Annotated in this window: 19 protein-coding genes; 9 read left to right on the forward strand and 10 right to left on the reverse strand. The window is 65.4% G+C overall.

Annotated features, from left to right (window positions below):
* Positions 1-83 precede the first annotated feature (83 nt).
* Entirely contained in the window at positions 84-1,112 is a 1,029-nt protein-coding gene (locus ISS20_RS01460; RefSeq protein ID WP_291433035.1) for an LLM class flavin-dependent oxidoreductase, read from the forward strand.
* A gap of 42 nt (positions 1,113-1,154) precedes the next feature.
* Here ISS20_RS01460 and ISS20_RS01465 read toward each other — a convergent pair whose 3' ends face one another.
* Positions 1,155-1,904 (reverse strand): SDR family oxidoreductase, encoded by a 750-nt coding sequence (locus tag ISS20_RS01465; RefSeq protein ID WP_291433037.1) that lies wholly within the window; start codon positions 1,902-1,904, stop codon positions 1,155-1,157.
* A gap of 240 nt (positions 1,905-2,144) precedes the next feature.
* On the opposite strand from ISS20_RS01465, the gene gspF reads away from it, so the two are divergent.
* From gspF to ISS20_RS01480, 3 genes are all read left to right on the forward strand, one after another.
* Positions 2,145-3,377 carry a type II secretion system inner membrane protein GspF gene (gspF, locus tag ISS20_RS01470; protein ID WP_291433039.1) on the forward strand — a complete coding sequence of 411 codons (1,233 nt, stop codon included), beginning with the start codon at positions 2,145-2,147 and terminating at the stop codon, positions 3,375-3,377.
* A gap of 4 nt (positions 3,378-3,381) precedes the next feature.
* The gene (locus ISS20_RS01475; protein ID WP_291433041.1) at positions 3,382-4,308 is read left to right on the forward strand and encodes a 5'-nucleotidase; all 927 of its coding nucleotides are present in this window, start codon (positions 3,382-3,384) and stop codon (positions 4,306-4,308) included.
* A 211-nt stretch (positions 4,309-4,519) separates the two neighbouring features.
* Positions 4,520-4,939 (forward strand): EF-hand domain-containing protein, encoded by a 420-nt coding sequence (locus ISS20_RS01480; RefSeq protein ID WP_291433082.1) that lies wholly within the window; start codon positions 4,520-4,522, stop codon positions 4,937-4,939.
* A 292-nt stretch (positions 4,940-5,231) separates the two neighbouring features.
* On the opposite strand, the gene ISS20_RS01485 is transcribed toward ISS20_RS01480, so the two are convergent.
* The 3 genes from ISS20_RS01485 to ISS20_RS01495 all read right to left on the reverse strand — a co-directional run bounded on the left by ISS20_RS01485 (position 5,232) and on the right by ISS20_RS01495 (position 8,930).
* On the reverse strand, positions 5,232-5,663 hold the full coding sequence (locus ISS20_RS01485) for a hypothetical protein (RefSeq protein ID WP_291433042.1): 432 nt from the start codon (positions 5,661-5,663) through the stop codon (positions 5,232-5,234).
* A gap of 441 nt (positions 5,664-6,104) precedes the next feature.
* Positions 6,105-6,602 carry a DUF1854 domain-containing protein gene (locus ISS20_RS01490; protein ID WP_291433045.1) on the reverse strand — a complete coding sequence of 166 codons (498 nt, stop codon included), beginning with the start codon at positions 6,600-6,602 and terminating at the stop codon, positions 6,105-6,107.
* A gap of 21 nt (positions 6,603-6,623) precedes the next feature.
* Positions 6,624-8,930 (reverse strand): ABC transporter ATP-binding protein, encoded by a 2,307-nt coding sequence (locus ISS20_RS01495; RefSeq protein ID WP_291433046.1) that lies wholly within the window; start codon positions 8,928-8,930, stop codon positions 6,624-6,626.
* Between the two features lie 236 nt (positions 8,931-9,166).
* On the opposite strand from ISS20_RS01495, the gene cphA (ISS20_RS01500) reads away from it, so the two are divergent.
* From cphA (ISS20_RS01500) to ISS20_RS01510, 3 genes are all read left to right on the forward strand, one after another.
* Positions 9,167-11,371, forward strand: coding sequence for a cyanophycin synthetase (gene cphA / locus ISS20_RS01500; protein ID WP_291433048.1), 2,205 nt, complete (start codon positions 9,167-9,169; stop codon positions 11,369-11,371).
* Between the two features lie 94 nt (positions 11,372-11,465).
* Complete coding sequence (gene cphA, locus ISS20_RS01505; RefSeq protein ID WP_291433049.1) at positions 11,466-14,045, forward strand: cyanophycin synthetase; 2,580 nt, start codon at positions 11,466-11,468, stop codon at positions 14,043-14,045.
* Positions 14,042-14,539, forward strand: a complete 498-nt coding sequence (locus ISS20_RS01510; protein ID WP_291433051.1) for a CreA family protein — start codon at positions 14,042-14,044, stop codon at positions 14,537-14,539. Before cphA (ISS20_RS01505) ends, ISS20_RS01510 begins: the two co-directional genes overlap by 4 nt.
* Before the next feature lie 125 nt (positions 14,540-14,664).
* Here ISS20_RS01510 and ISS20_RS01515 read toward each other — a convergent pair whose 3' ends face one another.
* From ISS20_RS01515 to ISS20_RS01530, 4 genes are all read right to left on the reverse strand, one after another.
* A complete protein-coding gene (locus tag ISS20_RS01515; RefSeq protein ID WP_291433053.1) occupies positions 14,665-15,312 on the reverse strand; it encodes a DsbA family oxidoreductase in 648 nt (215 codons plus the stop codon).
* A gap of 124 nt (positions 15,313-15,436) precedes the next feature.
* Positions 15,437-16,237 carry an SDR family oxidoreductase gene (locus ISS20_RS01520; RefSeq protein WP_291433055.1) on the reverse strand — a complete coding sequence of 267 codons (801 nt, stop codon included), beginning with the start codon at positions 16,235-16,237 and terminating at the stop codon, positions 15,437-15,439.
* A 42-nt stretch (positions 16,238-16,279) separates the two neighbouring features.
* On the reverse strand, positions 16,280-17,323 hold the full coding sequence (locus tag ISS20_RS01525) for a tripartite tricarboxylate transporter substrate binding protein (RefSeq protein WP_291433057.1): 1,044 nt from the start codon (positions 17,321-17,323) through the stop codon (positions 16,280-16,282).
* A gap of 78 nt (positions 17,324-17,401) precedes the next feature.
* Positions 17,402-18,271 (reverse strand): isocitrate lyase/PEP mutase family protein, encoded by an 870-nt coding sequence (locus ISS20_RS01530; protein ID WP_291433084.1) that lies wholly within the window; start codon positions 18,269-18,271, stop codon positions 17,402-17,404.
* Positions 18,272-18,558: 287 nt separating this feature from the next.
* Here ISS20_RS01530 and prpR point away from each other — a divergent pair, with 287 nt between their 5' ends.
* On the forward strand, positions 18,559-20,574 hold the full coding sequence (gene prpR, locus ISS20_RS01535) for a propionate catabolism operon regulatory protein PrpR (protein WP_291433059.1): 2,016 nt from the start codon (positions 18,559-18,561) through the stop codon (positions 20,572-20,574).
* Between the two features lie 51 nt (positions 20,575-20,625).
* Here the strand turns inward: prpR and ISS20_RS01540 are convergent, their stop codons facing one another.
* A complete protein-coding gene (locus tag ISS20_RS01540) occupies positions 20,626-22,137 on the reverse strand; it encodes an AMP-binding protein (RefSeq protein ID WP_291433060.1) in 1,512 nt (503 codons plus the stop codon).
* Positions 22,134-23,300 carry an acetyl-CoA acetyltransferase gene (locus tag ISS20_RS01545; protein WP_291433061.1) on the reverse strand — a complete coding sequence of 389 codons (1,167 nt, stop codon included), beginning with the start codon at positions 23,298-23,300 and terminating at the stop codon, positions 22,134-22,136. Before ISS20_RS01545 ends, ISS20_RS01540 begins: the two co-directional genes overlap by 4 nt.
* A gap of 165 nt (positions 23,301-23,465) precedes the next feature.
* Here ISS20_RS01545 and ISS20_RS01550 point away from each other — a divergent pair, with 165 nt between their 5' ends.
* Positions 23,466-24,536, forward strand: coding sequence for a DUF533 domain-containing protein (locus ISS20_RS01550; RefSeq protein ID WP_366827435.1), 1,071 nt, complete (start codon positions 23,466-23,468; stop codon positions 24,534-24,536).
* Positions 24,537-24,632 lie beyond the last annotated feature (96 nt).

The raw sequence follows: 24,632 nt of genomic DNA on the forward strand, positions 1-24,632 counted from the left end.
AATGAGCGCGGGCAACCCTGCTGCCTCAGCCAGCTTAGCGCCCACCGCCTGCGCAAAAGCAGCGACAGCCGGACAATGTGTGCATGACTTCCACTCCCCGCCGCCCTGCCCTGTCCATGCTTGACCTCGTTGCCGTCCGCGAAGGCGGCACCGTGGCCGATGCGCTGCAGATTGCGCTGCGCACCGCCCAGCATGCTGAAAAACTGGGCTTTGCCCGCTACTGGCTGGCCGAGCATCACAACATGGCGGGCATTGCCAGCTCAGCCACCGCCGTGCTGGTGGGCCACCTTGCAGGCGGCACCTCGCGCATCCGCGTGGGATCGGGGGGGGTGATGCTGCCCAACCATGCCCCGCTGGTGGTGGCCGAGGCCTTTGGCACCCTGGCCGAGCTGTACCCCGGCCGCATTGACCTGGGCCTGGGCCGCGCGCCGGGCACCGACCCCACCACCATGCGTGCGCTGCGCCGCAATCGGGTGGAAACAGAAGAAGACTTCCCGCGCGACGTGGCCGAGCTGCAGCGCCTGCTTTCCCCTGCCGAGCCCGGCCAGCGCCTGATTGCCATGCCGGGCGCGGGCACCAATGTGCCGATATGGTTGCTGGGCTCCAGCCTGTTTTCCGCACAGTTGGCGGCTGAGCGCGGCCTGCCCTATGCATTTGCCTCGCACTTTGCGCCGCGCCTGCTGCACCAAGCCGTTGACCTGTACCGCAACCTGTACCGGCCCTCTGCCGCCTGGCCCAAGCCCTATGTGGCCATCGGCGTGCCGCTGATCGCCGCGCCGACGGACGAGGAAGCGGACTTTCTGGCCAGCAGCACCTACCAGCGGGTTCTGGGTATCTTGACGGGTGATCGCCGTCGCCTGCTGCCGCCCATCGAAAACTACGCCGCACGCCTGCAGCCGCAAGAGCGTGCAGCCATCGGCGACTTTTTGGCCGCTGCCGTGATTGGCGGGCCAGATACGGTGCGTGCAGGCATGGCGCACCTGAGCGAGGCCACGGGCGCCGACGAGCTGATGCTGGTGAGCGATGTGTACGACCCCGCGCTGCGTTTGCGCTCGCTGGATATTGCCGCTCAGGCCCACGCCACGTTGGGCCCGGCCGCCGTCGCGGCCTGAGCACCTGGGCATCCAGGGGCGCCTGGGTACCGCATTTATTCTTCAGCGTGCCAGGTAGCCACCATCCACGGGGTAGTACGCCCCCGTCACAAACGACGCCTTGCCGGACGCCAGCCAGGTCACCAGCTCGGCCACTTCTTCGGGCTGCCCCAAGCGACCGATGGGATGGGCGCCGACCAGCATGGCGTTGATGCCTGCGTCCTGCTCCAGTCCACTGATCATGGGCGTGTGGATGAAGGCGGGGCCTACGGCGTTGACGCGCACGCCATGCGCGCTGTATTCGATAGCAGCCGCCTTGGTCAGCCCCACCACGCCGTGCTTGGCCGCCGTGTAGGCGGGCGCCGTGGCAAAGCCCACCGACCCCAGGATGGACGCCATGTTGATGATGGCACCGCCGCCGTTCTTCAGCATCGCGGCGATCTGGTACTTCATGCCGTAGAACACGCCCGACAGGTTGATGTTGATGACCTGCGCCCAACCGTCCAGCGGGTAGTCGGCTGTCGGAGCTTGGGGACCGCCAATGCCCGCGTTGTTGCAGGCCACGTCCAGGCGTCCGTAGTGGGCGACAGTGCGCTGCACCAGTGCCTCGCAATCCCCGGGCTTGCCCACATCGGCCGCCACAAAGATCGCATCGCCCCCGGCGGCGCGTACCAGTGCGGCGGTCTCCTCACCCGCCTGCACATTCACGTCGGACACCACCACCTTGGCGCCCTCTCGCGCCCATACCAACGCAATGGCGCGCCCGATGCCCGACGATGCGCCCGTTACCAATGCCACCTTGTTCTTCAGCATGAAAGACCCCTAGTTCATTCAAAACGCCTGCAACCCGATGCCACAGATCGCATTTCATTCTGCGCGTGCGATGTGTCGGCACCTTGACCTGTGTCATGTCACACGCAGGGGTACTGCCTGGCCGCACTTGGCCTTGGGTAGCAGCTACCATCAGGGGCTGCCGGTCCTGCGGCGGATATTTAACCGTTGTGGGACCGTCTGATTTCCACACCGACGCCAGACCACCCACGCCCGCATCGCATGCCTGCTTTTTCCTTTGAAGCCCTGGACGCCCAGGGCCAGACCCGCAAGGGCCTCATGGAGGCCGACACCGCCAAGGCTGCACGCAGCCTGCTACGGGCCCAGGCACTGGTGCCACTGGCGGTGGAGCTGGTGCAGACGGGCCAGTCGCTGGACGGCCGGTCCGCCAGCCTGAGCCAGCGCCTGTTTACGCGGCCGGTGTTCAGCGCGACCGGGCTGGCCATCTGGACACGGCAGATCGCTGGGCTGGTGTCGTCGGGCCTGCCGCTGGAGCGCGCTCTTACCGCGCTGTCCGAAGAAGCCGACGATGAACGCCAACGCCACCTGGTGGCCGCCCTGCGGGCCGAGGTCAATGCGGGCGCCACCTTTGCCCGCGCGCTGTCGCAGCACCCGCGCGAGTTCTCCGATATCTACTGCGCCGTGATTGGTGCGGGTGAGCACAGCGGCAACCTGGGTCTGGTGCTGGAGCGCCTGGCCGACGACCTGGAAGAGCGGCAGGCACTCAAGGCCAAGCTGGTGGGCGCTGCGCTGTACCCGGCCATCGTGACCCTGGTGGCCATCGTGATCGTGTTGTTCCTGGTGGGCTATGTGGTGCCGCAGGTGGCCAGCGTGTTTGCGGGCACCAAGCGGGCGTTGCCATTCCTGACGGTAGCCATGCTGGGCCTCAGCGCCTTTGTGCGCAGCTATGGCTGGGTAATGCTGGTCGCTTCTATTTTGATAGCACTTGGGACAAAATGGGCGCTCACCATCGGCCATATCCGCGAGAAATTCGATGCTGCGTGGCTCAATCTGCCCCTGGTGGGCAAGCTGGCACGCGGCTACAACGCAGCACGGTTTGCCGGCACGCTGGCCATGCTGGCAGGCGCCGGGGTACCGATCCTGAAGGCCTTGCAGGCGGCTGCTGAAACGCTGAACAACCGCGCGCTGCGGGCCGACGCGCTCGACGCCCTGGTGCTGGTGCGCGAAGGCGCTCCGCTGGCGTCCGCGCTGGCCCAGAAAAAGCGTTTTCCGGGCTTGCTGTCGATGTTTGCGCGCCTGGGCGAGCAGACGGGGCAACTGCCTGTGATGCTGCAGCGCGCGGCCCGCCAGCTCTCGGCCGAGGTGCAGCGCCGCGCCATGGCACTGGCCACCATCCTGGAGCCGCTGCTCATCGTGGGCATGGGCCTGATCGTGATGCTGATCGTGCTGGCGGTGCTGCTGCCGATCATCCAGCTCAACCAGTTTGTGAAGTGACCCTATGGCTGTAACTCTCGACGACAAGCTGGTGGTGGCAATCTCCTCGCGCGCCCTGTTCAATTTTGAGGAAGAGAACCGCGTCTTCGAGCACGACAACGACCGCGCCTATGTGGAGCTGCAGCGCCAGCGGCTCGACGTGCCCGCTGCGCCGGGCGTGGCGTTCTCACTGGTGCGCAAGCTGCTCGCGTTCAACACCTCCGAGCACCAGCGCGTGGAGGTCGTTTTGCTGTCGCGCAATGACCCGGTGAGCGGCATGCGCGTGTTCCGCTCCTGCCATGCCCATGGGCTACCCACCATCCAGCGCGGGGTGTTTACCCAGGGGCGCGACCCGTTTCGTTACCTGCGCCCGCTGGGGGCGCACCTGTTTCTGTCAGCCAACGAGGCCGATGTGCGCGAGGCCCTGCACCTGGGCTACCCCGCAGCGCGGGTGGTGACGGAGTCGGTGCAGGCCGGCGACTCCAACCCCAACGAAGTGCGGATTGCCTTCGACGGCGACGCGGTGCTGTTCTCCGATGAGGCCGAGCGCGTTTACCAGGCGGAGGGGCTGGCAGCCTTCCAGCAGCACGAGACCGACAAGGCCGCGCAGCCGCTGCCCGACGGTCCGTTCAAACCCCTGCTGGCCGCCTTGCACCGCCTTCAGTCAGCGGGCGAAGCAGGCGGCACCGGCATGCGTATCCGCACGGCGCTGGTCACCGCGCGCAGCGCCCCCGCGCACGAGCGCGCCATCCGCACGCTGATGGACTGGAACATTGCGGTGGATGAGGCGATGTTCCTGGGTGGCCTGCCCAAGGGCGAGTTTCTGCGCGAGTTCGAGCCCGACTTCTTCTTTGACGACCAGACCGGCCACGTCACATCGGCCGCGCGCCATGTGCCTGCGGGCCATGTGAACAGCGGCATCTCCAATCCGGTACGGGTAACGGGCACCTGACCGCTGAAGTCTGGGCTCCAGGGGTGTTTGCAGTAGCAACCGCCGAGGTGCGTCAGCCAGCCATTGCGAAAAGTTCTGCAAAGTCTTGCAACGCACGGTGAAAGCCTGCAAAGCCCCGGTTGCAAACCGCCGCCGTCGCCCCTCATGTGCCACCATGACAGTTGAGACTTCGAAGGAGAACACCTTGCGCATTCGCACTCCCTGGGCATCGATGGGGCTGAAAAGGCCCGTCTTGGCAACAGTGGCCCTGTTGACAGCCTGCATAGCCCTGGCACAGACGCCCACACCTTCGCCCCCGCCCGCTTCTGCCCACCAGGCAGAGGCGCACGCCGCCACAGAGCCTGCAGCAACGGTGAGCCCCGGCGAACTCAAGGCGCAGCGTGAATTCAAGATGCTGGACTTCAACGGAGACGGCAAGCTCAGCCGCTCCGAGGTGAAACTGTTCCCGCGCCTGGCTGCTGCCTTTGACGATGCCGATACCGATGGCGATGGGTTTGTGTCGTATGCAGAAGTGCGCGCCTTCGCCGCCAAGTACCGCGCTGAACGCGACCGTCAGCGGGCAGCGGCGCAAGCGGCTGCAACACCCGCAGCCCCAGTCGCAGCGCCGCCTGCGCCAGAATCCCGCCCGTAAGGAATGCCAATGGCAGGATGGGAAACCTGGAGCTAGAAAAATGGGGGAAATCGGCTTCAAGCGCTAGTGAAATATGCACCAAAAGCTACACATTTGATAGCAAAAAACCACGGTGCGAATCTGGGAGAAGCCAGCAGCGTCCACACACCGCGCGCTCCCCGCAAACGAAAGGCAGCGCCTTTGCTCCCCAGCCCGGCACCCCGTAGTGCCCCCCAAATACCGCCATGGGGCCTGACCACTGCGCGATGTGCAGGCGCCTTGACAGATGGCAGGCCTGTTGCCCCTGCGTCGCTCAGGCGCCGCCCGTGCGCTTGACCTTGGGGTCGGTGTAGGTCAGCGGCTCATTCTTGGCCTGCTGGGCCAGACGCTCTTGCAAGGTCATCTTGCTGACGTCTTGCGCCACTTCCACCGCGCTGCCGCTGGCGCGCCACATCGACTGGATGAACTCCAGCAGCTGCTTGTAGATGGGCTCTTTGGGAGGCTCCGGCGGCTCTTCGACGGTGTCTTTCTTTTTTACCGCCGTCCAGTCCCGGTTAGGCGCCTCGGGCGCCGAGGGTTTGTCCGGCTCGCGCACGATCGCCCCCTCACCCATCCTGTCCATGGACTCGACAGGGTTGGGAGCGTTGATGGGACGCACCGGAGGCGCACCCGAGGCGCCAGTGGAATACAAATCAGCGCCCTGAGGACGCCAGGACGGCGATCGATCGACAGGTGGCATTTGCATGACATTGGCCCGTAGTTGAACAAAAGGTACAGAGGGTCTTTCGGCCTCTTCGTACATTCATTACGGCAAAAAGAAGGGTGAATTTAGGTCTTTTTCACCGATTGAACGAAATTTAGGGTTTTCCCCAGTAAAAAGCCAGCTTTTTGGGACGGTTCAGCGTCAGGCAGGGACCATGAAGGTGCCAAACAGTGCCCCGAATGTCGCAACAGCACCACGCCGTCAGAAGGCGGGGCGCTCGCAGGTCATCACCCGCTGCAGGGGAACAGGCAGAGAAGTAAGCGGCTCGGGCCATGCGCAAGGAATGCGCAAGAGGGAGCCGCCGGCCCCACATTCCCTACAGAGCCTGTTGACAATCTCGCAGAGGAGCGCAGACAGGCTCCCGTGACTAGCAGGACAAGGCCCGAGTCAAGGACGGAGCCGGTTTGACTCCTCCATACAAGGTCAAAGAAAGCGTTCGAGCAACCGGCGCGAATGCTTGTCCAGCGCCGTCGTGTCCTTCACACGGAACTGCAAGCCGTCGCCCCCGGCGATCAGCAGCCGGGTGCGTCCGCCCAGGCGGCGGATATCCTCTTCAGCCTTGAGCACCAGGCGGGCTGGCCCACGGTCGGTCTCCACATCCCAGGTGCTGGGTGTTGAAAAGCTAGAAACGGCGAGGATTTTCTGGATAGTGGGCACAAACTCGCGCACTTCCAGCTCTTCTTCAATGAGCTGCCGGGCGGCGCCTGTGACAGCCTCCAGCCGGGGAACCCAGAGCAGTTCATGGCCGTCGGTTCCTACCAGGGAGAGCCCGTCGCCCGGCGCAGCGATGGGAAAAGCACGCACGGGGGTTACCCCCTCGTGGGTCGTGCCGTCGGCCAGGGTCAGGACCAGGCGGCCGTGCGGGTTGCGCGCCAACTGGAAGGTGGGGATAGACGATGACGGGGTCAGGGAAGCATTCATGACAAAGTCGCTCACAGCATCTCAGGGGTTGCCGGCGGGGTGGGCCGGGTGCAGCAGTCCGCTGTCGATGATGACCCCCGCAGCCTGCGCGTCTTCTTCGGCGCGGCGGGCCTGGGCTTCGTACAGCCGCCAGTAAGCGCCCTGCTTTTCCATCAGTTCGTCGTGTGGGCCCACTTCCACGACCTCACCACGGTCCATCACCACCAGGCGGTCAGCCTTGCGCAGCGTGGACAGGCGGTGGGCAATCGCAATGGTGGTGCGCCCCTGCACCAGGTTATCCAGCGCCTTCTGGATTTCCTTCTCGGTCTCGGTGTCCACGGCCGAGGTGGCCTCATCCAGGATCAGGATGCGCGGGTCGATCAGCAGCGCGCGCGCGATGCTGATGCGTTGGCGCTCGCCACCCGACAGGCCCTGGCCGCGCTCGCCCACCAGCGAGTCGTAGCCGTGCGGCAGGCGCAGGATGAACTCGTGCGCATGGGCTGCACGGGCGGCGGCCACGATTTCCTCGCGCGTCGCTTCGGGCTTGCCGTAGGCGATGTTCTCGGCAATGGTGCCGAAAAACAGGAAGGGCTCCTGCAGTACCAAGCCGATGTGGCGGCGGTAGTCGGCCACCGCAAATCGGCGGATGTCGATGCCATCGACCTGGATGGAGCCATCGCTCACGTCATAAAAACGGCTGATCAGGTTGACCAGCGTGCTCTTGCCCGAACCGCTATGGCCCACCAGGCCAATCATCTCGCCAGGGCGGATCTCCAGATCCAGCCCCTTGATGACCGCGCGGCTGCCATAGCGGAAACCCACGCCCTGCATGCTGATGGCGCCCTGCACCTTGTCCACCTTCACGGGCTGGGCCGGGTCGGGCACGTTGCTCACGTGGTCCAGGATGTCAAAAATGCGCTTGGCGCCAGCGGCAGCCTTCTGCGTGACCGATACGATGCGGCTCATCGAATCGAGCCGCCCGTAGAACCGCCCGATGTAGGCGATGAAGGCGGTGAGCACCCCCACTGTAATCTGGTTGCGCGACACCAGCCAGATGCCAAACGCCCAGACCACCAGCAGACCAATTTCGGTCAGCAGCGACACCGTGGGGGTGAACAGGCTCCAGGTCTTGTTGAGCTTGTCGTTCACCTCCAGGTTGTGCTGATTGGCATCGCGAAAGCGCTGGGCCTCGCGCTTTTCTTGGGCGAAGGCCTTCACCACGCGAATGCCAGGAATGGTGTCCGCCAGCACGTTGGTCACCTCGGACCACACGCGGTCGATCTTTTCAAACCCGGTGCGCAGGCGGTCACGCACGGTGTGAATCATCCAGCCAATGAAAGGCAGCGGCACCAATGTGACAAGTGCCAGCCAAGGGTTGATCGAGAACAGGATGGCCGCCGTCATCACGATCATCAGCACGTCAGTGATGAAATCGAGCGCGTGCAACGACAGGAAAACGTTGATGCGGTCCGTTTCGGACCCGATGCGCGCCATCAGGTCGCCGGTGCGCTTGCCGCCAAAGTAGTCGAGCGACAGGCGTAGCAGGTGCTCGTACGTGGTGGTGCGCAGGTCGGCGCCGATGCGCTCGGACACCAGCGCCAATATGTAGGTGCGCGCCCAGCTCAGGCCCCAGGCCGCCAGCGCCGACAGCAGCAGGCCGCTCAGGTACAGCAGCACCAGACCCGGTTCGATCTGCTTGCCGTTCTGGAACGGGATCAGGATGTCGTCCATGAGTGGGATCGTGAGGTAGGGCGGCACCAGTGTGGCAGCCGTGGAGGCCAAGGTCAGCGCAAAACCGGCCGCCAGCTGTTTGCGGTAGGGCCGCGCAAAACGCCACAGGCGCAGCAGCACCCAGGTGGAGGTCTGGGGTGGCTGGGCGCGGGCACAGGCCGGGCACTCTTCGGTGTCGGGTGGCAGCGGCGTGTGGCAGGTGGGGCAGGCGGGCTCGTCGGCTTCGTCCTCGGCACCGTTGTCGCCCCGGGCGCTTTGCTGCTCGAAGCGCTGCACCAGGCGCAGCGCCTGGGCGTGGTGCGCCAGGGTAAAGCGCCACTGGGCCAGGCGCTCCTGGGGGTTGTGCAACTCGAGCGAGCCCACTCCACCATGGTCATGCAGCTTGAGCGCCAGCCCCTCACCCAGGGGCCAGCCGCGCCACGTCGTGGAGCCCGGGTCGCAGGCCAGCAGCCGTTCGGACGTCACTACCACCCACCCCGCCGAAAAGCGCAGCGCAGCACTCAGGTCAACCGGCAGCGCCGCCAACACGTTCTCTTTGGAAGCGAGCATGGCCCGCAAATCGGCCCCCACAGGGCCAGAAAAGACACCTGAGGCGTCCACAGAATGGTGATGTTGCATTTTTGGTTGTGTTTTCCGCCACCGGCTGCCTGCGGTGGCCGCTCTCGCGAAAGCAAGAATTCTCACCGATACTGCACGCCACGGTGCGACGGCATCCTCCTGTAACGTCTGTGGCCGCCATTTGGCTGACACTGCGCACAGGCTCAGGACTGGCGCACAATCATTGTCCACAAAATTCCCTTTCGTCCCCCTACCGCACAGCCCTTACCAAGGCCGGAACCAAACCGCTGCAATCCATGGCGAAACTCAACGACATCCAACTGCTTCGCATCAACTACCTGCGGGGCCCCAATATCTGGACCTACCGGCCGGTCCTGGAAGTCTGGCTGGACCTGGGCGAACTGGAGAACTACCCCTCCAACACCATTCCAGGTTTCAATGAACGCCTCACGGCGTGGCTGCCCGCGCTGATTGAACACCACTGTGGCGTGGGCGAGCGCGGCGGCTTCCTGCAGCGCCTGCAGGAGGGCACATGGTGCGGCCATGTGCTGGAGCACATCGTGATCGAGCTGCTCAACCTGGCGGGCATGCCGACCGGCTTTGGCCAGACGCGCTCCACCTCCCAGCGCGGCGTGTACCGCATGGTGTTCCGCGCCCGCGACGAAAGCGTGGCCCGCGTAGCCCTGGCCCAGGGCCATGCACTGATCATGGCTGCCATCAACGACCAGCCATTTGACGTGCAGGCTGCCGTTGCCCGTGTGCGCACCGAGGTGGACGACCAATACCTCGGCCCCAGCACTGCGTGCATCGTCACCGCCGCCACCGACAGGGGCATTCCCCACATCCGCCTGAACGACGGCAATCTGGTGCAGCTGGGCTACGGCGCCCGCCAGCGCCGAATCTGGACGGCTGAGACCGAGTACACCAGCGCGATTGCCGAAGGCATTGCCAGCGACAAGGACCTGACCAAGAGCCTGCTCAAGTCCTGCGGCGTGCCCATCCCTGAAGGCCAGGTGGTCAACAGCCCCAAGGAAGCCTGGGAAGCCGCGCAGGACATCGGCCTGCCGGTGGTGGTCAAGCCCTCCGACGGCAACCACGGCCGGGGCGTGACGCTGGATCTGCGCAAGCAGGAAGACATCGAAGCGGCCTATCACGTGGCTTACCCCGAGGGCAGCGACGTGATGGTCGAGCGCTTCATCCCTGGCGACGAACACCGCCTGCTGGTGGTGGGAGGCAAGGTGGTCGCCGCAGCACGGGGCGAGCTGGTCACCATCACCGGCAACGGCCGCTCCACGGTAAAGGAACTCATCGACACCCAGCTCAACTCCGACCCGCGCCGAGGCTACGAAGAAGAGTACCCGCTCGAAATCATCGACCTGGCCACCGACACCAAGGTGCAGCTCGAACTCAAGCGCCAGGACCTCGAAGCCGACTCGGTGCCCGCTGCCGGCCGGCAGGTGGTGGTGCAGCGCAACGGCAACGTGGCTGTGGATTGCACGGACGATGTGCACCCCGAGGTGGCCTACATCGCCCAGCTCGCCGCCAAGGTGGTCGGCCTCGATATCGCTGGCATCGACATGGTGGCCCGCGATATTTCCAAGCCTCTGCACTCCCAGGGAGGCGCGATTGTCGAAGTCAACGCAGGCCCAGGCCTGCTCATGCACCTTAAACCCGCTGTGGGTGCACCGCGCCCCGTGGGCCAGGCGATTGCAGAGCATCTGTTTCCCTCGGAAGACGACGAGGGCCAGGCCGGCCGCATCCCGCTGGTGGGCGTGGCAGGCACGCGCGGCACATCGACCATTGCGCGCGTGGTGGCCTGGCTGCTGCACCTGAGCGGGCACCACACCGGCCTGGCCTGCCACGAAGGGCTGTTTCTGGACCGCCGCTGCGTGGAGGCCACCGACTGCGCCCATTGGGAGGCCGCACACCGCTTGCTGATGAACAAGATGGTGCAGGCCGCTGTGATCGAAAGCAATGCGCGCACCATCCTGCGCGATGGCCTGGCGTATGACCGCTGCCAGGTGGGCGTGGTGACCGACATGGACGGTGTGGAAACGCTGGCCGAATTCGATGTGCACGAACAGGACCAGATGACCAAGGTGATGCGCACCCAGGTGGACGTGGTGCTGGCTGAAGGTGCTGCCGTGCTCAATGCCGCCATCCCTCAGGTGGCCGACCTGGCACCCCTGTCCGACGGCGACGTGGTGCTGTATGCGCAGGACGGTACATTGCCCGTCATCGCCGAGCACCGCGCCAAGGACAACGGCCGCGCAGTCTTTGTGAAGAACGGCCGCGTGGTGCTGGCCACGGGCAGTGCCGAACATGTGCTGGGCACCCTGTCTGACCTGACCTTTGGCCGCAATGCCGTGGTGCCCGATACCGACGCCCTGCTAGCTGCCATTGGCGCCGCCTGGGCACTGGACATTGCCCCCGACCTGATCGGCGCGGGCATCAAGACCTTCGAGCCCGAGCTGGTCCCCACCGCCGCCCTGCGGTCGTGATGGCCCCTCGCACGCTTGCCTTTGTTGTTTGACCTCACATCCCACGACCTGAACAGGGCCCCAGCGCCCTGATGGACCACTGAAAGAGACTTCCATGGATGTATCCCGCACCCGGGCCCTGCGTGGCCCCAACCTCTGGAGCCGCCACATGGCCATCGAGGCCGTGGTGACCTGTGCCGAGAACGAGCGCGCCGTGGGCCAGATGGCCGGGTTCGAAGCCCGCCTGCGGGCCCTGTTCCCCGCCATCGGCGCGCTGCACCCGGAGACCGGTGGCGGCGATGTGTCGCTGGCCCATGTGCTGCAGACCGCAGCGCTGGCGCTGCAGGCGCAGGCTGGCTGCCCCGTGACGTTTGCGCGCACCACCGCCACCACCGATGCAGGCGTGTACCAGGTGGTTGTCGAATACAGCGAAGAGGCTGTGGGCCGCAAAGCGTTTGAAGACGCGCAACAACTCATCCAGGCAGCACTGGGCAATGGCACCTTCGATGCCGAAAAGGCCGTTGCCGACCTGCGTGAACTGGACGAAGACGAGCGCCTGGGCCCCAGCACCGGCTCGATCGTCGAAGCCGCCGTGGCCCGGGGCATCCCCTACCGCCGCCTCACGCGCGGCAGCCTGGTGCAGTTTGGCTGGGGCTCCAAGCAGCGCCGCATCCAGGCTGCTGAGGTCGATTCGACCAGCGCCGTGGCCGAATCCATCGGCCAGGACAAGGACCTGACCAAACGCCTGCTGCACGCCGCTGGCGTCCCCGTGCCGCTGGGCAAGCCTGTGGAGAGCGTGGACGAAGCCTGGGAGGTCGCCCTCAAGGTCGGCCTGCCCGTGGTGGTCAAGCCGCAAGATGGCAACCAGGGCAAGGGCGTCACCGTCAATATCACCGACCGCGCGCAGCTCGAAGAGGCCTACAAGAACGCCGCCGACTACGGCACCGTGATGGTCGAGCGCTTTTTGCCCGGCCACGACTTCCGCCTGCTGGTGGTGGGCGACCAGCTGGTGGCCGCTGCACGCCGCGAGCCGCCCCAGGTATTGGGCGATGGCGAACACACCGTGCGCCAGCTGGTGGACGTGGTCAACCAGGACCCCCGCCGTGGCGAAGGCCACGCCACCTCGCTCACCAAGATCCGCCTGGACGACATCGCCGTGGCGCGCCTGGCCATGCAGGGCCTGACGCCCGACTCGGTGCCCGAGAAAGGCCAGCGCGTCATCCTGCGCAACAACGCCAACCTGTCCACCGGCGGCACCGCCACCGATGTGACCGACGACGTGCACCCTGAGGTCGCGGCCCGCGCGGTGGCCGCCGCCCAGATGGTGGGCCTGCACATCTGCGGCGTGGACATGGTGGCCGAGACCGTGCTGCGCCCGCTCGAAGAACAGGGCGGCGGCTTTGTGGAAGTGAACGCCGCCCCCGGCCTGCGCATGCACCTGGCCCCCAGCTACGGCAAGCCCCGCAACGTGGGCCAGGCCATGGTCGACAAGCTGTTTGCCCATGGCGACGACGGCCGCATCCCCACTGTGGCCGTGACCGGCACCAACGGCAAGACCACCACTGCCCGCCTGATTGCGCACCTGTTCACCGCACAGGGCCTGCGCGTGGGCATGACCAACACCGACGGCGTGTACGTGAACGGCCGCCAGATCGACAGCGGCGACTGCAGCGGCCCCAAGAGCGCACGCAACGTGCTGCTGCACCCTGAAGTGGACGCCGCCGTGTTCGAGACTGCCCGTGGCGGCATCCTGCGCGAAGGCCTGGGCTTTGACCGCTGTCAGGTGGCCGTGGTCACCAACATCGGTGCGGGTGACCACCTGGGCATGAACTACATCACCACGGTAGAAGACCTGGCCGTGCTCAAGCGCGTGATCGTGCAGAACGTGGCGCCCACAGGCTACGCGGTGCTTAACGCGGCCGACCCCATTGTGGCCGCCATGGTCTCGGCCTGCCCTGGCAAGGTGATCTACTTTGCCAGCGACCGCCACCACCCCGTGATGGTCACGCACCGCGCCCAGGGCCACCGCACCGTGTACGTGGACGGCGACTCCATCGTGGCCTCCGAAGGCTCCTGGCGCGAAACCATCCACCTGCGCGATGTGCCGATCACCCGCAACGGCAAGATCGGCTTCCAGGTCGAGAACGTCATGGCCTCCGTGGCTGCCGCCTGGGGCGTGGGCATGCCCTGGCAGACCATCCGCCGTGGCCTGTCGGGTTTCGTGAACGATAGCGACAACGCCCCCGGCCGCTTCAACATCATGGACTACCGGGGTGCAACGGTGATCGCCGACTACGGCCACAACCCCGACGCCATGCGCGCCCTGGTGCAGGCCGTGGACGCCCTGCCTGGCAAGCGCCGCAGCGTGGTCATCAGCGGCGCGGGCGACCGGCGCGACGAAGACATCCGTGAGCAGACCGTGATCCTGGGCGCCGCGTTTGACGACGTGATCCTGTACCAGGACGCGGCCCAGCGCGGCCGTGCCGACGGCGAAGTGATGGCCCTGCTGCGCGAAGGCCTGGCGGGTGCGCCGCGCACCACGCATGTGGAAGAGATCCGCGGCGAGTTCATCGCCATCGACACCGCGCTCTCGCGCCTGCAGCCCGGTGACCTGTGCCTGGTGCTGGTGGACCAGGTGGAAGAAGCCCTGGCCCACCTGGCCCAGCGCTGCACCGAAGGTGAGGCCACCGCGTGAAGGCTGCACGCACGCTGGCAGCCGCAGCCGCCGTAGCGTTTGCCGCCCTCACGGGCGGCACAGCGCAGGCCGCATCGGGCGAAAAGATCGGCACCGTGGACACCGCATTCCAGTGGATCGGCCGTGACCACGACATCATCGTCGAGGCCTATGACGACCCAGGCGTACGGGGCATCACCTGCTACGTCTCGCGGGCACGCATCGGTGGTGTCAAGGGCACGCTGGGCCTGGCCGAGGACCGCGCCGAGGCATCGATTGCCTGCCGCCAAGTCGGCCCCATCAGCATTCCTGAGCCACTGAAGAAGCAGGAGGAAGTGTTCAGCGAACGCATGTCCATCCTGTTCAAGCGCCTGCGCATCGTGCGCATGGTGGACCCAGCCCGCAACACGCTGGTGTACCTGACCTACTCTGAAAAGCTCATCGACGGCTCCCCCCAGAACAGCGTGACCGCCGTTCCCGTGGACCGCACCACCGCCATTCCGCTGCGCAAGTGACGGGAGCCCGGTGTGGCCGGGGCATCGCTCAGACGATCAAAAAAGGGGCCTCAGGCCCCTTTTTTGATCGTAGAAGCCAGTAGCGCTAGTGCAATATGCCTGAGCAGCTATCAAATAAATAGCATCTAGCCCTGCGTGGCAATCTGCCGCAGCGCCTGCTCAAACACCTCCACCGGCTGCCCGCCCTGGATCACGTGACGCTCATTGACGATGATCGCGGGCACCGAATGGATGCCGTTTTGCAGATAGAACTGCTCGCGCTCGCGCACCTCGTCGGCGTAGCGGTCTGAGGCGAGCAGCGCACGCGCCTCGGCCACATCCAGGCCCACCTCACCCGCTACACGCACCAGCACCTCGTGGTTGCTCGGGTCCTGGCCCTCGGTGAAATACGCCTTGAACAGCGCGTGCTTGAGTTGCGGCTGCAGGCCCTTTTCTTCGGCCCAGTGCAGCAGTCGGTGCGCATCAAAGGTGTTGTAGATGCGGCTGCGCTTGTCCATGCCGAAAGTGAACCCCAGCGCCGCCCCGCGCGCCGCGATGGCCTCGCGGTTCTTCTGGCTCTGCTCGGGCGTGGCGCCGTATTTTTCTTGCAGGTGTTCGCCAATGTCCTGCCCGGCAGGGCCCATCTGCGGGTTCAGCTCAAACGGCTGAAAGTGCAGGTCCAGCGCGACCTCGCCCTTCAGCCGGTCCGCCGCCTGCTCCAGCGCCTTGAGGCCGATGATGCACCAGGGGCAGGAGACATCGGAGACGAAATCGATTTTGAGGGTGGTGGTCATGGGTCAAGTCTGTGGATGGCAAGCCAAGATGGTAGGACGGGCTTCAAAACCGCGGAGGCCGCAGGCTTAATGAGGGCCTCCGGTAGCGATTGCCGTGCAGCCCAACCAGAGCGTGCTGTGAGTATCACACCACCATGGGCGTCGCTGCACCATCCATCGTCAGGACCACGCCCGTGACATAGCTGGCACGCTCAGACGCCAAAAACAGCACCACGTTAGCGACCTCCTCCGGCTGTGCCAGGCGACCCAGCGGCACCTTGCTCGTCGCCTGCGCAAGCGCTTCCTGCTCCGAGATGTTGTGCATGCGTGCCGTGGCGAGCATTCCAGCCTCCAGCCGCTCGGTGTGGGTGGCGCCAGGGTTGACGGCATTCACGCGCACGCCCTTCGGCCCATAGGCTGCAGCCATGCCCGCGCTCATGAGCATCAGCGCCGCATTGGCGGCCCCGCCAGGCATATGAATGGGACTGGCGACCTTTCCTCCTGCACCCACCACATTGACGATGGCCCCCTGGCCCCGTGCGCCCATCTTTTTGACCACCAGATCCACCATGTGGACGTATGTGAAGAATTTGGCGTTCATCGCATCGTGCCAGGCCTGCGCGCTCAGCTCATCGGGCGGGGTGCGTCGGGCAGCCCCTGCAGAGTTGACCAGCACATCGACGTCCCCAAAGGCGGCTTCAGCAGCCGACAGCGCTTTCGCGGCCGACTCGGGCTGCTGCAGGTCAGCGGCATGGACGCTGATGCGCCCAGCGCTGCCATGGACATCCACCGATAACCGACCACGTGCGGCCTCCAGGTGTTCGGTGCTGCGCGATACCAGGCTGACGCGCGCCCCTTCGGCCAGAAACGCCGCCGCGCAGGCATAACCAATGCCTTTGCTGCCCCCCGTGATGAGGACATGCTTGTCCTTGAGATTCAGATCCATGGACTTGCTCCGAGAAAGGTGAAGTGTGCAGGACCAGCCGCCTTATTCGATCGAAATGCCAGCCGCTTTCACCACGGCACCATACCGGTCCAGGTCCCGCTTGATTTCATCGCGGTATTGCTCGGCTGTGCCTGGGGTCGGCTCTATGCCCATCACACGCAATTTCTCGCGCACGGTGGCATCGTTCAGCACCGCGTTCAGTTCTGTGTTGAGTCGCGTGATGACCGCCGCCGGCGTGCCCACAGGTGCCAGCAGCCCCACCCAGGAGTTGACGACAAAGTCTGGCACACCGCTCTCGACAAACGTGGGCACATCGGGCAACGCGCTGGTGCGCTGCGCACTCGACACCGCAATGGCCTTGAGCTTGCCGGACTTGATGTGTCCATGCGCGCCCGCCACCGCCGTGTACACCAGGGGAATTGTTCCCCCCAGCACGTCGGTCATGGCTTGGCCACCGCCCTTGTAGGGCACGTGGGTCAGGTTGGCGCCCGTCCGGATTTTGAGCAATTCGCCCGCAATATGGGGTGTACCTCCCGTCCCCGAGGTACCGAATGAGAGGCCTCCTTGCTGGGCTTTCGACAAGGCAATCACATCGGTCAGGCCCTTGACCGGCACGCCAGGGTTCGCCACGAGAACCAGAGTGGCATCGCCAATCTTGCCGACCGGCGCGAAGTCTTTGGCCGTATCAAAAGGCAGTTTCGAAAACACATGTGGATTGATCACCATGGTGCCGTCAAAACCCAGCACCAAGGTGTAGCCATCTGCTGGCGCCGCTTTGGCCAACGCCGTGCCAATGTTTCCGGAGGCGCCCGGCTTGTTGTCCACCACAACCTGCTGGCCAAGGCGCTTGCCAAGACTTTCGGCAATCAGACGCCCGCTGGTGTCGGTGACGCCCCCAGGGGTGAAAGGAACAATCAGCCGGAGAGGTTTGCTGGGCCAGACGTCCTGCGCATGTGTGGGCGTGGGCGTCCCAGCCACCACGCCCAGGCACAGCAGGGCTGACAGGGCGAGCAGCTTGCGCCGACGCTGCATGGCGGGCGCTGTCGGAACATTGCTGTGTTGGATGAGAAATGGATGAGGCTTCATGTTTGTCTCCTTCGTGTTGTGCTTTTAGGTCGTCATGTCGAGGGGGCGAAAGGCTCCAGCAGCCACGCGCCTCGCAAGTCAGGGCGTCTCTGCGTACTGGCGTTCAAATGCCCAGACGTCCTCGAAACCCATGAGCTGCGTCAACTCCGCAAAAGGCATCAAGCCAGCGTCGCTGTTCACCGACGAGCCCGCGCGCAGAAACTGCGCATACACCGTCTTCATGGCCTGGGTGGCGGCCAGCAAGGCAGTGACCGGAAAGATGGCGAGCTTGTAGCCAATGGACTCCAGCTCGCTGTGCGACAGCACGGGCGTCCGTCCGCCCTCCACCATGTTGGCCAACAGGGGCTTATCCACGGTTTGGCCGATTTTTCGCATCTCTTCCTCGCTCTCGGGCGACTCGACAAAAAGGATGTCCGCTCCGGCACGGGCGTAAGCCTCTGCCCGACGCAAGGCCTCATCGAGACCGAGGCTGGTACGGGCGTCCGTACGCGCGATGACCAGGAAATCGAACGAACTGCGGCTGTCCACAGCAACGCGGATCTTGCGCACCATGTCTTCCATCGGGATCACGCGGCGGCCGGGGGTGTGGCCACATTTCTTGGGGTATTCCTGGTCCTCCAACTGGATGGCTTGCGCGCCAGCAGCCTCGTAGCCCTGCACCGTGTGGCGAACGTTGAGCAAACCGCCATAGCCCGTATCGCCGTCCGCAATCAGCGGGGAGCGGGCCATGCCTGCCATGGCCTTCACCCGGCCCACCATGTCCGAATACGTGGCCAGCCCGGCATCTGGCAAGCCCAGGTGCGAGGCCACGGTGCCAAAGCCCGTCATGTACAAGGCATCAAAGCCGAAGGTGTCGGCCAGCCGCAGCGAGACCATGTCGTACACCCCGGGGGCGATCACCAGCCCGGGCTGGGTCAGGCGCTGGCGCAAAGAGATGGGAGCGGGCATGGAGGGCTTGGAAGAAGGAGCAGATTCAGACATGGCAATGGAGTGATGTTGCAAACAGGGTGGTATGAAGGCAGCTACTGCACAGTACGTGCCAGCCCGTCCACCTGCCGTAAGCCATTGATTTGATTGACTTTGCCCGCAGCAACGTCGTACAGCAGCGGCGTGCATGTTTCACCATTCGCCCCAATGTTTCATATTTGTGTTTCACTCAAGAAAGAATGAAACGCAACGACCTGTCGTTGAAACGCTTGCACAGCCAACGCATCGTCCGCACAACCGTCCGCCCTATGCCAACCCCCGTCACACCACTTGCCAGCCGCCCCCGCCTTTGCTTCATGAGCTATCGCCAGATCCGGCTGATGGCCATGCCCATCGTGGCGGAATACCGGGACAGGGCGGATATCGAGGTGATCGACGGCAGCTTTGAGGTGGCGCTGGACCTGGCCCGCAAGCGGCTGGACAGCGGACTGGTCGATGTCTTTGTGAGCGCGGGGTCCAACGCCAGCCTGCTGCGCAGCGGGATCTGTGCCCCAGTCGCCACCATCCAGTTGAGTGGCTTTGACATCCTGCAGGCGCTCATCAAGGCGAGGGCAACGGCCGACCGCGTGGGCATCGTGATGTACGGCCACACGCTCCCGGAACTGGAATCCGTCAAGGGCCTGCTGAACATCGACATCCACCAGTACGCCTACCAGACGCCCGACTCGGCCCGCGCGTGCATCCGCCAGCTGCATGGCGATGGAATCCGCGTGGTCGTGGGTTCCAGCCTGGTGGTGGAACTGGCAGAGAACGCAGGCCTGGTGGGGTTGCTGGCGTATTCGCATGCCAGCATCCGCCAGGGCTTTGAAGACGCCCTCGAGTTGGCGCGGGTGGCGCAGCTGGAGGCCGGGCGATACGAACAGCTCAACACGGTGCTGCACACGCTGCAAGAGGCAGTCCTGGCGGTGAATCAGTCCGAACAGATCATTGCCATCAACCCGGCAATGCAACGCATTTTGGGCCTGGTGCGTGCGCCGCGCCTGGGTGAACCCCTCGCATCTGTCACCACCGATCTGTCGCTGCGCGAGACACTGGAAGGCGGCCAGCCCGAACATGGCGCGGTGCTGCGCCTGCAAGGTCGCGACTGGATTGCCAATCGCACGCCCATTTACGAAGGCGGCCACACCACGGGCGCGGCGCTGACCTTGTACGACGCGCGCACCATCCACGAGGCCGACAACAGCCTGCGCATTCAGCACCGCCGCAGCGACCATGCTGCGCGCCACCGCTTTGAAAGCCTGGCGGGGCAAGCCCCCGCGTTTTTGCAAGCCATCGCCAGAGCCCACCGTTATGCCGCCACCGACTTCAGCGTTCTGATCACCGGCGAGAGCGGCACCGGCAAAGAACTCTTTGCACAGGCCATGCACAACGCGAGCCAGAGGGCGCGCCGCCCGTTTGTCGCCATCAACTGCGCAGCGTTCCCAGAAACGCTGCTCGAAAGCGAGCTGTTCGGCCACGAGGAAGGCGCTTTCACCGGTGCGCGCCGCGGCGGCAAGCGCGGGCTGTTTGAAGCAGCCCACACGGGAACCCTGTTTCTGGACGAAATCGGCGACATGCCACTCACGCTGCAAACCCGCTTGCTGCGCGTCTTGCAGGAGCGGCGCATCACCCGCTTGGGGTCCGTCACGTCCATCCCGGTCGATGTGCGCGTAATAGCGGCAACCCACCAGCCACTGCTGCAGATGGTGAACGCGCGCCAATTCCGCCAGGACCTGTACTACCGCCTCAACACCCTCACGTTGGCATTGCCTCCGCTGCGGGATCGCAAGGGCGACGTCCAAGTCTTGGCTGCGCGTTTGCTGGCCCACAGTCTGAGCCGGGTCGGCGTGTCTGGTGTCACCGCCGCTGAGGTGTTGGCCCAATGGGGAGGTGCCATGGAACAGCACCCATGGCCCGGCAACGTGCGCGAGCTGGAAAACATGTGCGACCGCATCGCCGTATGGCTGTCTCAGTACCGCCGCAGCGACAGCGTGGAGTGGAGCGAGCTGCGCCACGAATGCCCGGAACTTTTTGCGGCCCGACCAGACAGCGAACAGGCCCCGGCTGCTCTGGCGACACCGGAGCACCGGCCAGAAAAACCCGATCGGCACACACAGGCCCTGGCTGCGCTGGAGCGCCATAGCGGAAGCACTGGCGCAGCCGCTGCAGAGCTGGGGATCAGCAGGTCAACGTTCTGGCGATGGTGTCGGAAGCCGGCCCACAAACCGTCCGAACTTGCGCGCGCACCTGTCCATGAACGACCAGCCGATGAAGATGGGGCGTGATGACGGGCTGCCATAACACGCCACTGCCCACAACATCGCCCCGCCGCAGCACTACCCCTTGCCCCGCAACTCCGTCTTCAGCACCTTCCCATAACTGTTCTTCGGCAGCGCCTCCACCCACCGGTATTCCTTGGGCCGCTTGAACCGCGCAATGTGCTCCAGGCACAGCGCATCCAGCACGGCATCGGCCACCGCACCGCCCTCCTCCGCAACCAGGAAGGCCACCACCACCTCGCCCCACTCCACATCGCGCTGGCCCACCACGGCCACCTCGCGCACCTGGGGGTGGAGCAGCAGCACCTCCTCGACCTCGCGCGGGTAGATGTTGCTGCCGCCGGAGATGATCACGTCCTTGGACCGGTCCTTGAGCGTGAGAAAGCCATCGGCATCCAGCGCGCCCATGTCGCCGGTGCAGAGCCAGCCATTGCGCAGGGTCTGCGCGGTGGCGGTGGGGTTGTTCCAGTAGCCGGGCATCACGGTGTCGCCGCACACCACCACCTCGCCGGTCTCGCCGGTGGGCAGGGGCTGGCCTGTGGCATCGACCACACGCACTTCCACCAGCGACTGCGCCACGCCCACCGACACCATGCGCTCGGCCCAGCGGGGGTGGTCGCGGTCGGCCAGCTGGGCGCGCGACAGGGCGGTGATGGTCATGGGGCTTTCGCCCTGACCGTAGATCTGTGCAAAGCGGTTGCCCATCACGGCCAAAGCGTTGCGCAGGTCGTCGGCATACATGGGGCCGCCGCCGTAGACGATGGTCTTGAAGCCTGAGACGTCGGCACCCGTGGCACGCACATGGTCCACCAGGCGGTGCACCATGGTGGGCGCTGCAAACAGCGTGAGCTGGCCCACGCTGGCCGCGAGCTGCACCAGTTCGGTCGGCTCGAACCCGCCCGACAGCGGAACCACATGCCGCTCGCCGCGCAGCACCTGGGCGTAGTTGTAAAGCCCCGCCCCGTGCGACATGGGTGCGGCGTAAACCATGGCGTCGCCGGGCAGGATGTCGTCCACATCGGTGAAGTAGCAGGCCGTCATGGCCAGCAGGTTGCGGTGGGTCTGCATCACACCCTTGGGTCGGCCGGTGGTGCCCGAGGTGTAGAACAGCGAGGCCACGTCATGCGGCGCGCGGTCGCACACGTCCATGGGCGTGTGGGCGACTGCGGCGCGGTATGCGTCGGAGCCAAAGACCAGCACCCCGTCCTGCGGCGCCCCGGCCTCGCGCACGGCGGGTGCCAGCGCTTCAGAGGTCAGCACCACGCGCGCGCCAGAGTCAGCCAGCACGTAGGCGAGTTCTTTGGCATGCAGCTTGTAGTTGACCGGCACCGACACCGCCCCTGCCCACAGGATGGCGTGCAGGGCCTCCAGGTATTCGGGCGCATTGGCAGCGTAGATGGCCACGCGGTCGCCCGGGGCCACGCCACCGCGTGTACGCAGATGGGCGGCCAGCGCGGCGGTGCGCGCGGCCAGCGTGCCGTAGGTCCACAGCACCTGGTCGCCATGCAGCAGCGCGGGCTGGTGGGCGTACAGCAAGGCGCTGCGGCGCAGCAGGTGGGCGATGTTCATCGGGCGCGCTCCAGAATGCTCACGTAGTTGGCCACAGCCGAGCCGCCCATGTTGAACACGCCCGCCATCGTGGCACCGGACACCTGCAAATCGCCCGCCTCGCCCATGAGCTGCATGGCCGACACCACATGCATCGACACGCCGGTAGCGCCAATCGGGTGGCCCTTGGCCTTGAGCCCGCCCGAGGCGTTGACGGGCAGGCGACCACTGCGCAGCACGGTGCCATCCTCCAGCAGGCGGTGGCCCTGCCCCACAGGCGCCAGGCCCATGGCCTCGTACGTGAGCAGCTCGGCGATGGTGAAGCAGTCGTGCACCTCCGCCAGCGACAGGTCGTGCACCGCGCACCCTGCCTGCTGCAGCGCCTGCTGCCAGGCGCGCCGTGGCCCTTCAAAGTCCACCACCCGGCGGCGCGCCATGGGCAGGTAGTCGTTGACCTGCACCCGCGCCCGCAGGCGCACGGCGCGGGGGAAGTCGCCCACCGCATCATCGGTCGCCAGGATGAGCGCTGCGGCACCGTCGGAAACCAGCGAGCAGTCCGTCTTGCGCAGGGGCGCGGCAATCATCGGGTTGCGGTCGGACACGGTGTTGCAGAACTCGAAGCCCAGGTCCTTGCGCATGTGCGCCCAAGGGTTGAGTGCGCCGTTGGCGTGGTTCTTGGCGGCGATGCGTGCCAGGGTGGACGAGTGGTCGCCATGCGCCGCAAAGTAGTCCTGCGCGATGGAGCCAAAGATGCCCGGGAAGCCACCGGGCGGGTTACCCGCCTCGCCGGAGTAGCCACAGTCTCCCAGGATGCGCGTGGTCTCGGCGCCAGAGACGGCTGTCATTTTTTCGGCGCCGATGACGAGGGCGACCTGGGCGCGTCCGGCTTCGATCGCGTCACACGCGGCATAGAGGGCGGCCGAGCCGGACGCACAGGCGTTTTCCAGCCGGGTGGCGGGCTTCCAGCGCAGGGCGTCGTCGCACTGCAGGGCCAGCGACGAGGCAAACACATCGGGCGTGAAGCCGCCGTTGAGGTTGCCCAGCCACACGCCATCCACCACCGCACCGTCGATGCCCGCGTGCTGCAGGGCCTCGCGGCCTGCGCGCGTGATGAGGTCTTCGAGCCCCAGGCCGTCCAGCCGGCCAAACGGCAAATGTGCCCAACCCACGATCGCTACGCCCATGTCCATCCTCCGTTGATGTGCGCCATGACGGCGCGATGGCAAGCACTGTAGGCAAGCAACAGCCGTCCGCACAGTCGCCGAACTACCCAAGGGAAAACCCGAAGCCCTGGCACCACGCACAGCCCGCGCCATCAATCCCCCACACGCTGTGGCGTTGAAACCGCATTGCCTAGACTGCACCTAAGAACCTGTTCAAAAGCCACCGCACAACGCACTGCAAGCGGCGTGCTCCCCCTCCCCCCTTTATCCCGCACGACGACCATGACCCTGGACCAGCAAAAATCCATCCTCACCATCGCCCTTCTGGCAGCGTTTGCCGATGGCAACAAGGACGATGCCGAACGCGAAGAGATCCGCCGCATTGCCCAGTCGCTCGCGGGCGACGGGGGCGTGGCCGACCTGCCGCGCATCTACCAGGACGTGCTGCTGCAGCGCACCAGCGTGCAGGCAGCCGTGCAGCGACTGAGCGAGCCCATGCACCGCCAGCTGGCCTACGAGATGGCTGTATGCGTGTGCGATGTGGATGGCCGCCAGACCGCGGCGGAGCGCGAGTTTCTGACCCGCCTCAAGGCGGCCCTGCAGCTGGGCGACCCGCAGACGGCAGCGTTTGACCAGCAAGCCGATGCGCTGGTGGACGTGGCCGAAAAGGCCGTGCCGATGGCGGTACCGGTGGCCACTGCTGCGGCAGCGCCTCTGGCCGCAGCAGTCGGTGCAGGCGCATCGGATGCAGAGCTGGACAAATCCATCCTGAACTATGCGCTGCTCAACGGCGCGCTGGAGCTGCTGCCGCAGTCATGGGCGTCGATGGCCATCATCCCGCTGCAGGTGAAGATGGTCTACGGGATTGGCAAGGCCCACGGGGTGGAGCTGGACCAAGGCCACATCAAGGAGTTCATCGCCGCTGCCGGCGTGGGCATGACTTCGCAGTACCTGGAGCAGTTTGGTCGCAAGCTACTGGGCGGCCTGCTGGGCAAGGTGGCGGGCCGCACCATCGGCGGGCTGGGCGGCGCCGCCACGGGCATGGCGTTTTCGTTTGCCACCACCTACGCGCTGGGGCAGGTAGCCAAGCGCTACTACGCAGGGGGGCGGGTCATGAGCACGGCCATGTTGCGCGAGACCTTTCAGGGCCTGCTCACGCCCGCCAAGCAGTTGCAGACGCAGTATTTGCCCCAGATCCAGCAAAAGGCAGCCACACTGGACGCAGGCCAGATCATGGCCCTGGTGCGGGGCGCATGATGAATGCTATGTAATTTATAGCTTTCGGCGCTTATTCAACTAGCGCTTGCGACCAATTTGTCTCAAAAAATGCCCTACAGCCACGCGGGGCCTGCC

It is taken from the genome of Acidovorax sp., assembly GCF_016783915.1.
GTDB lineage: Bacteria > Pseudomonadota > Gammaproteobacteria > Burkholderiales > Burkholderiaceae_C > Acidovorax.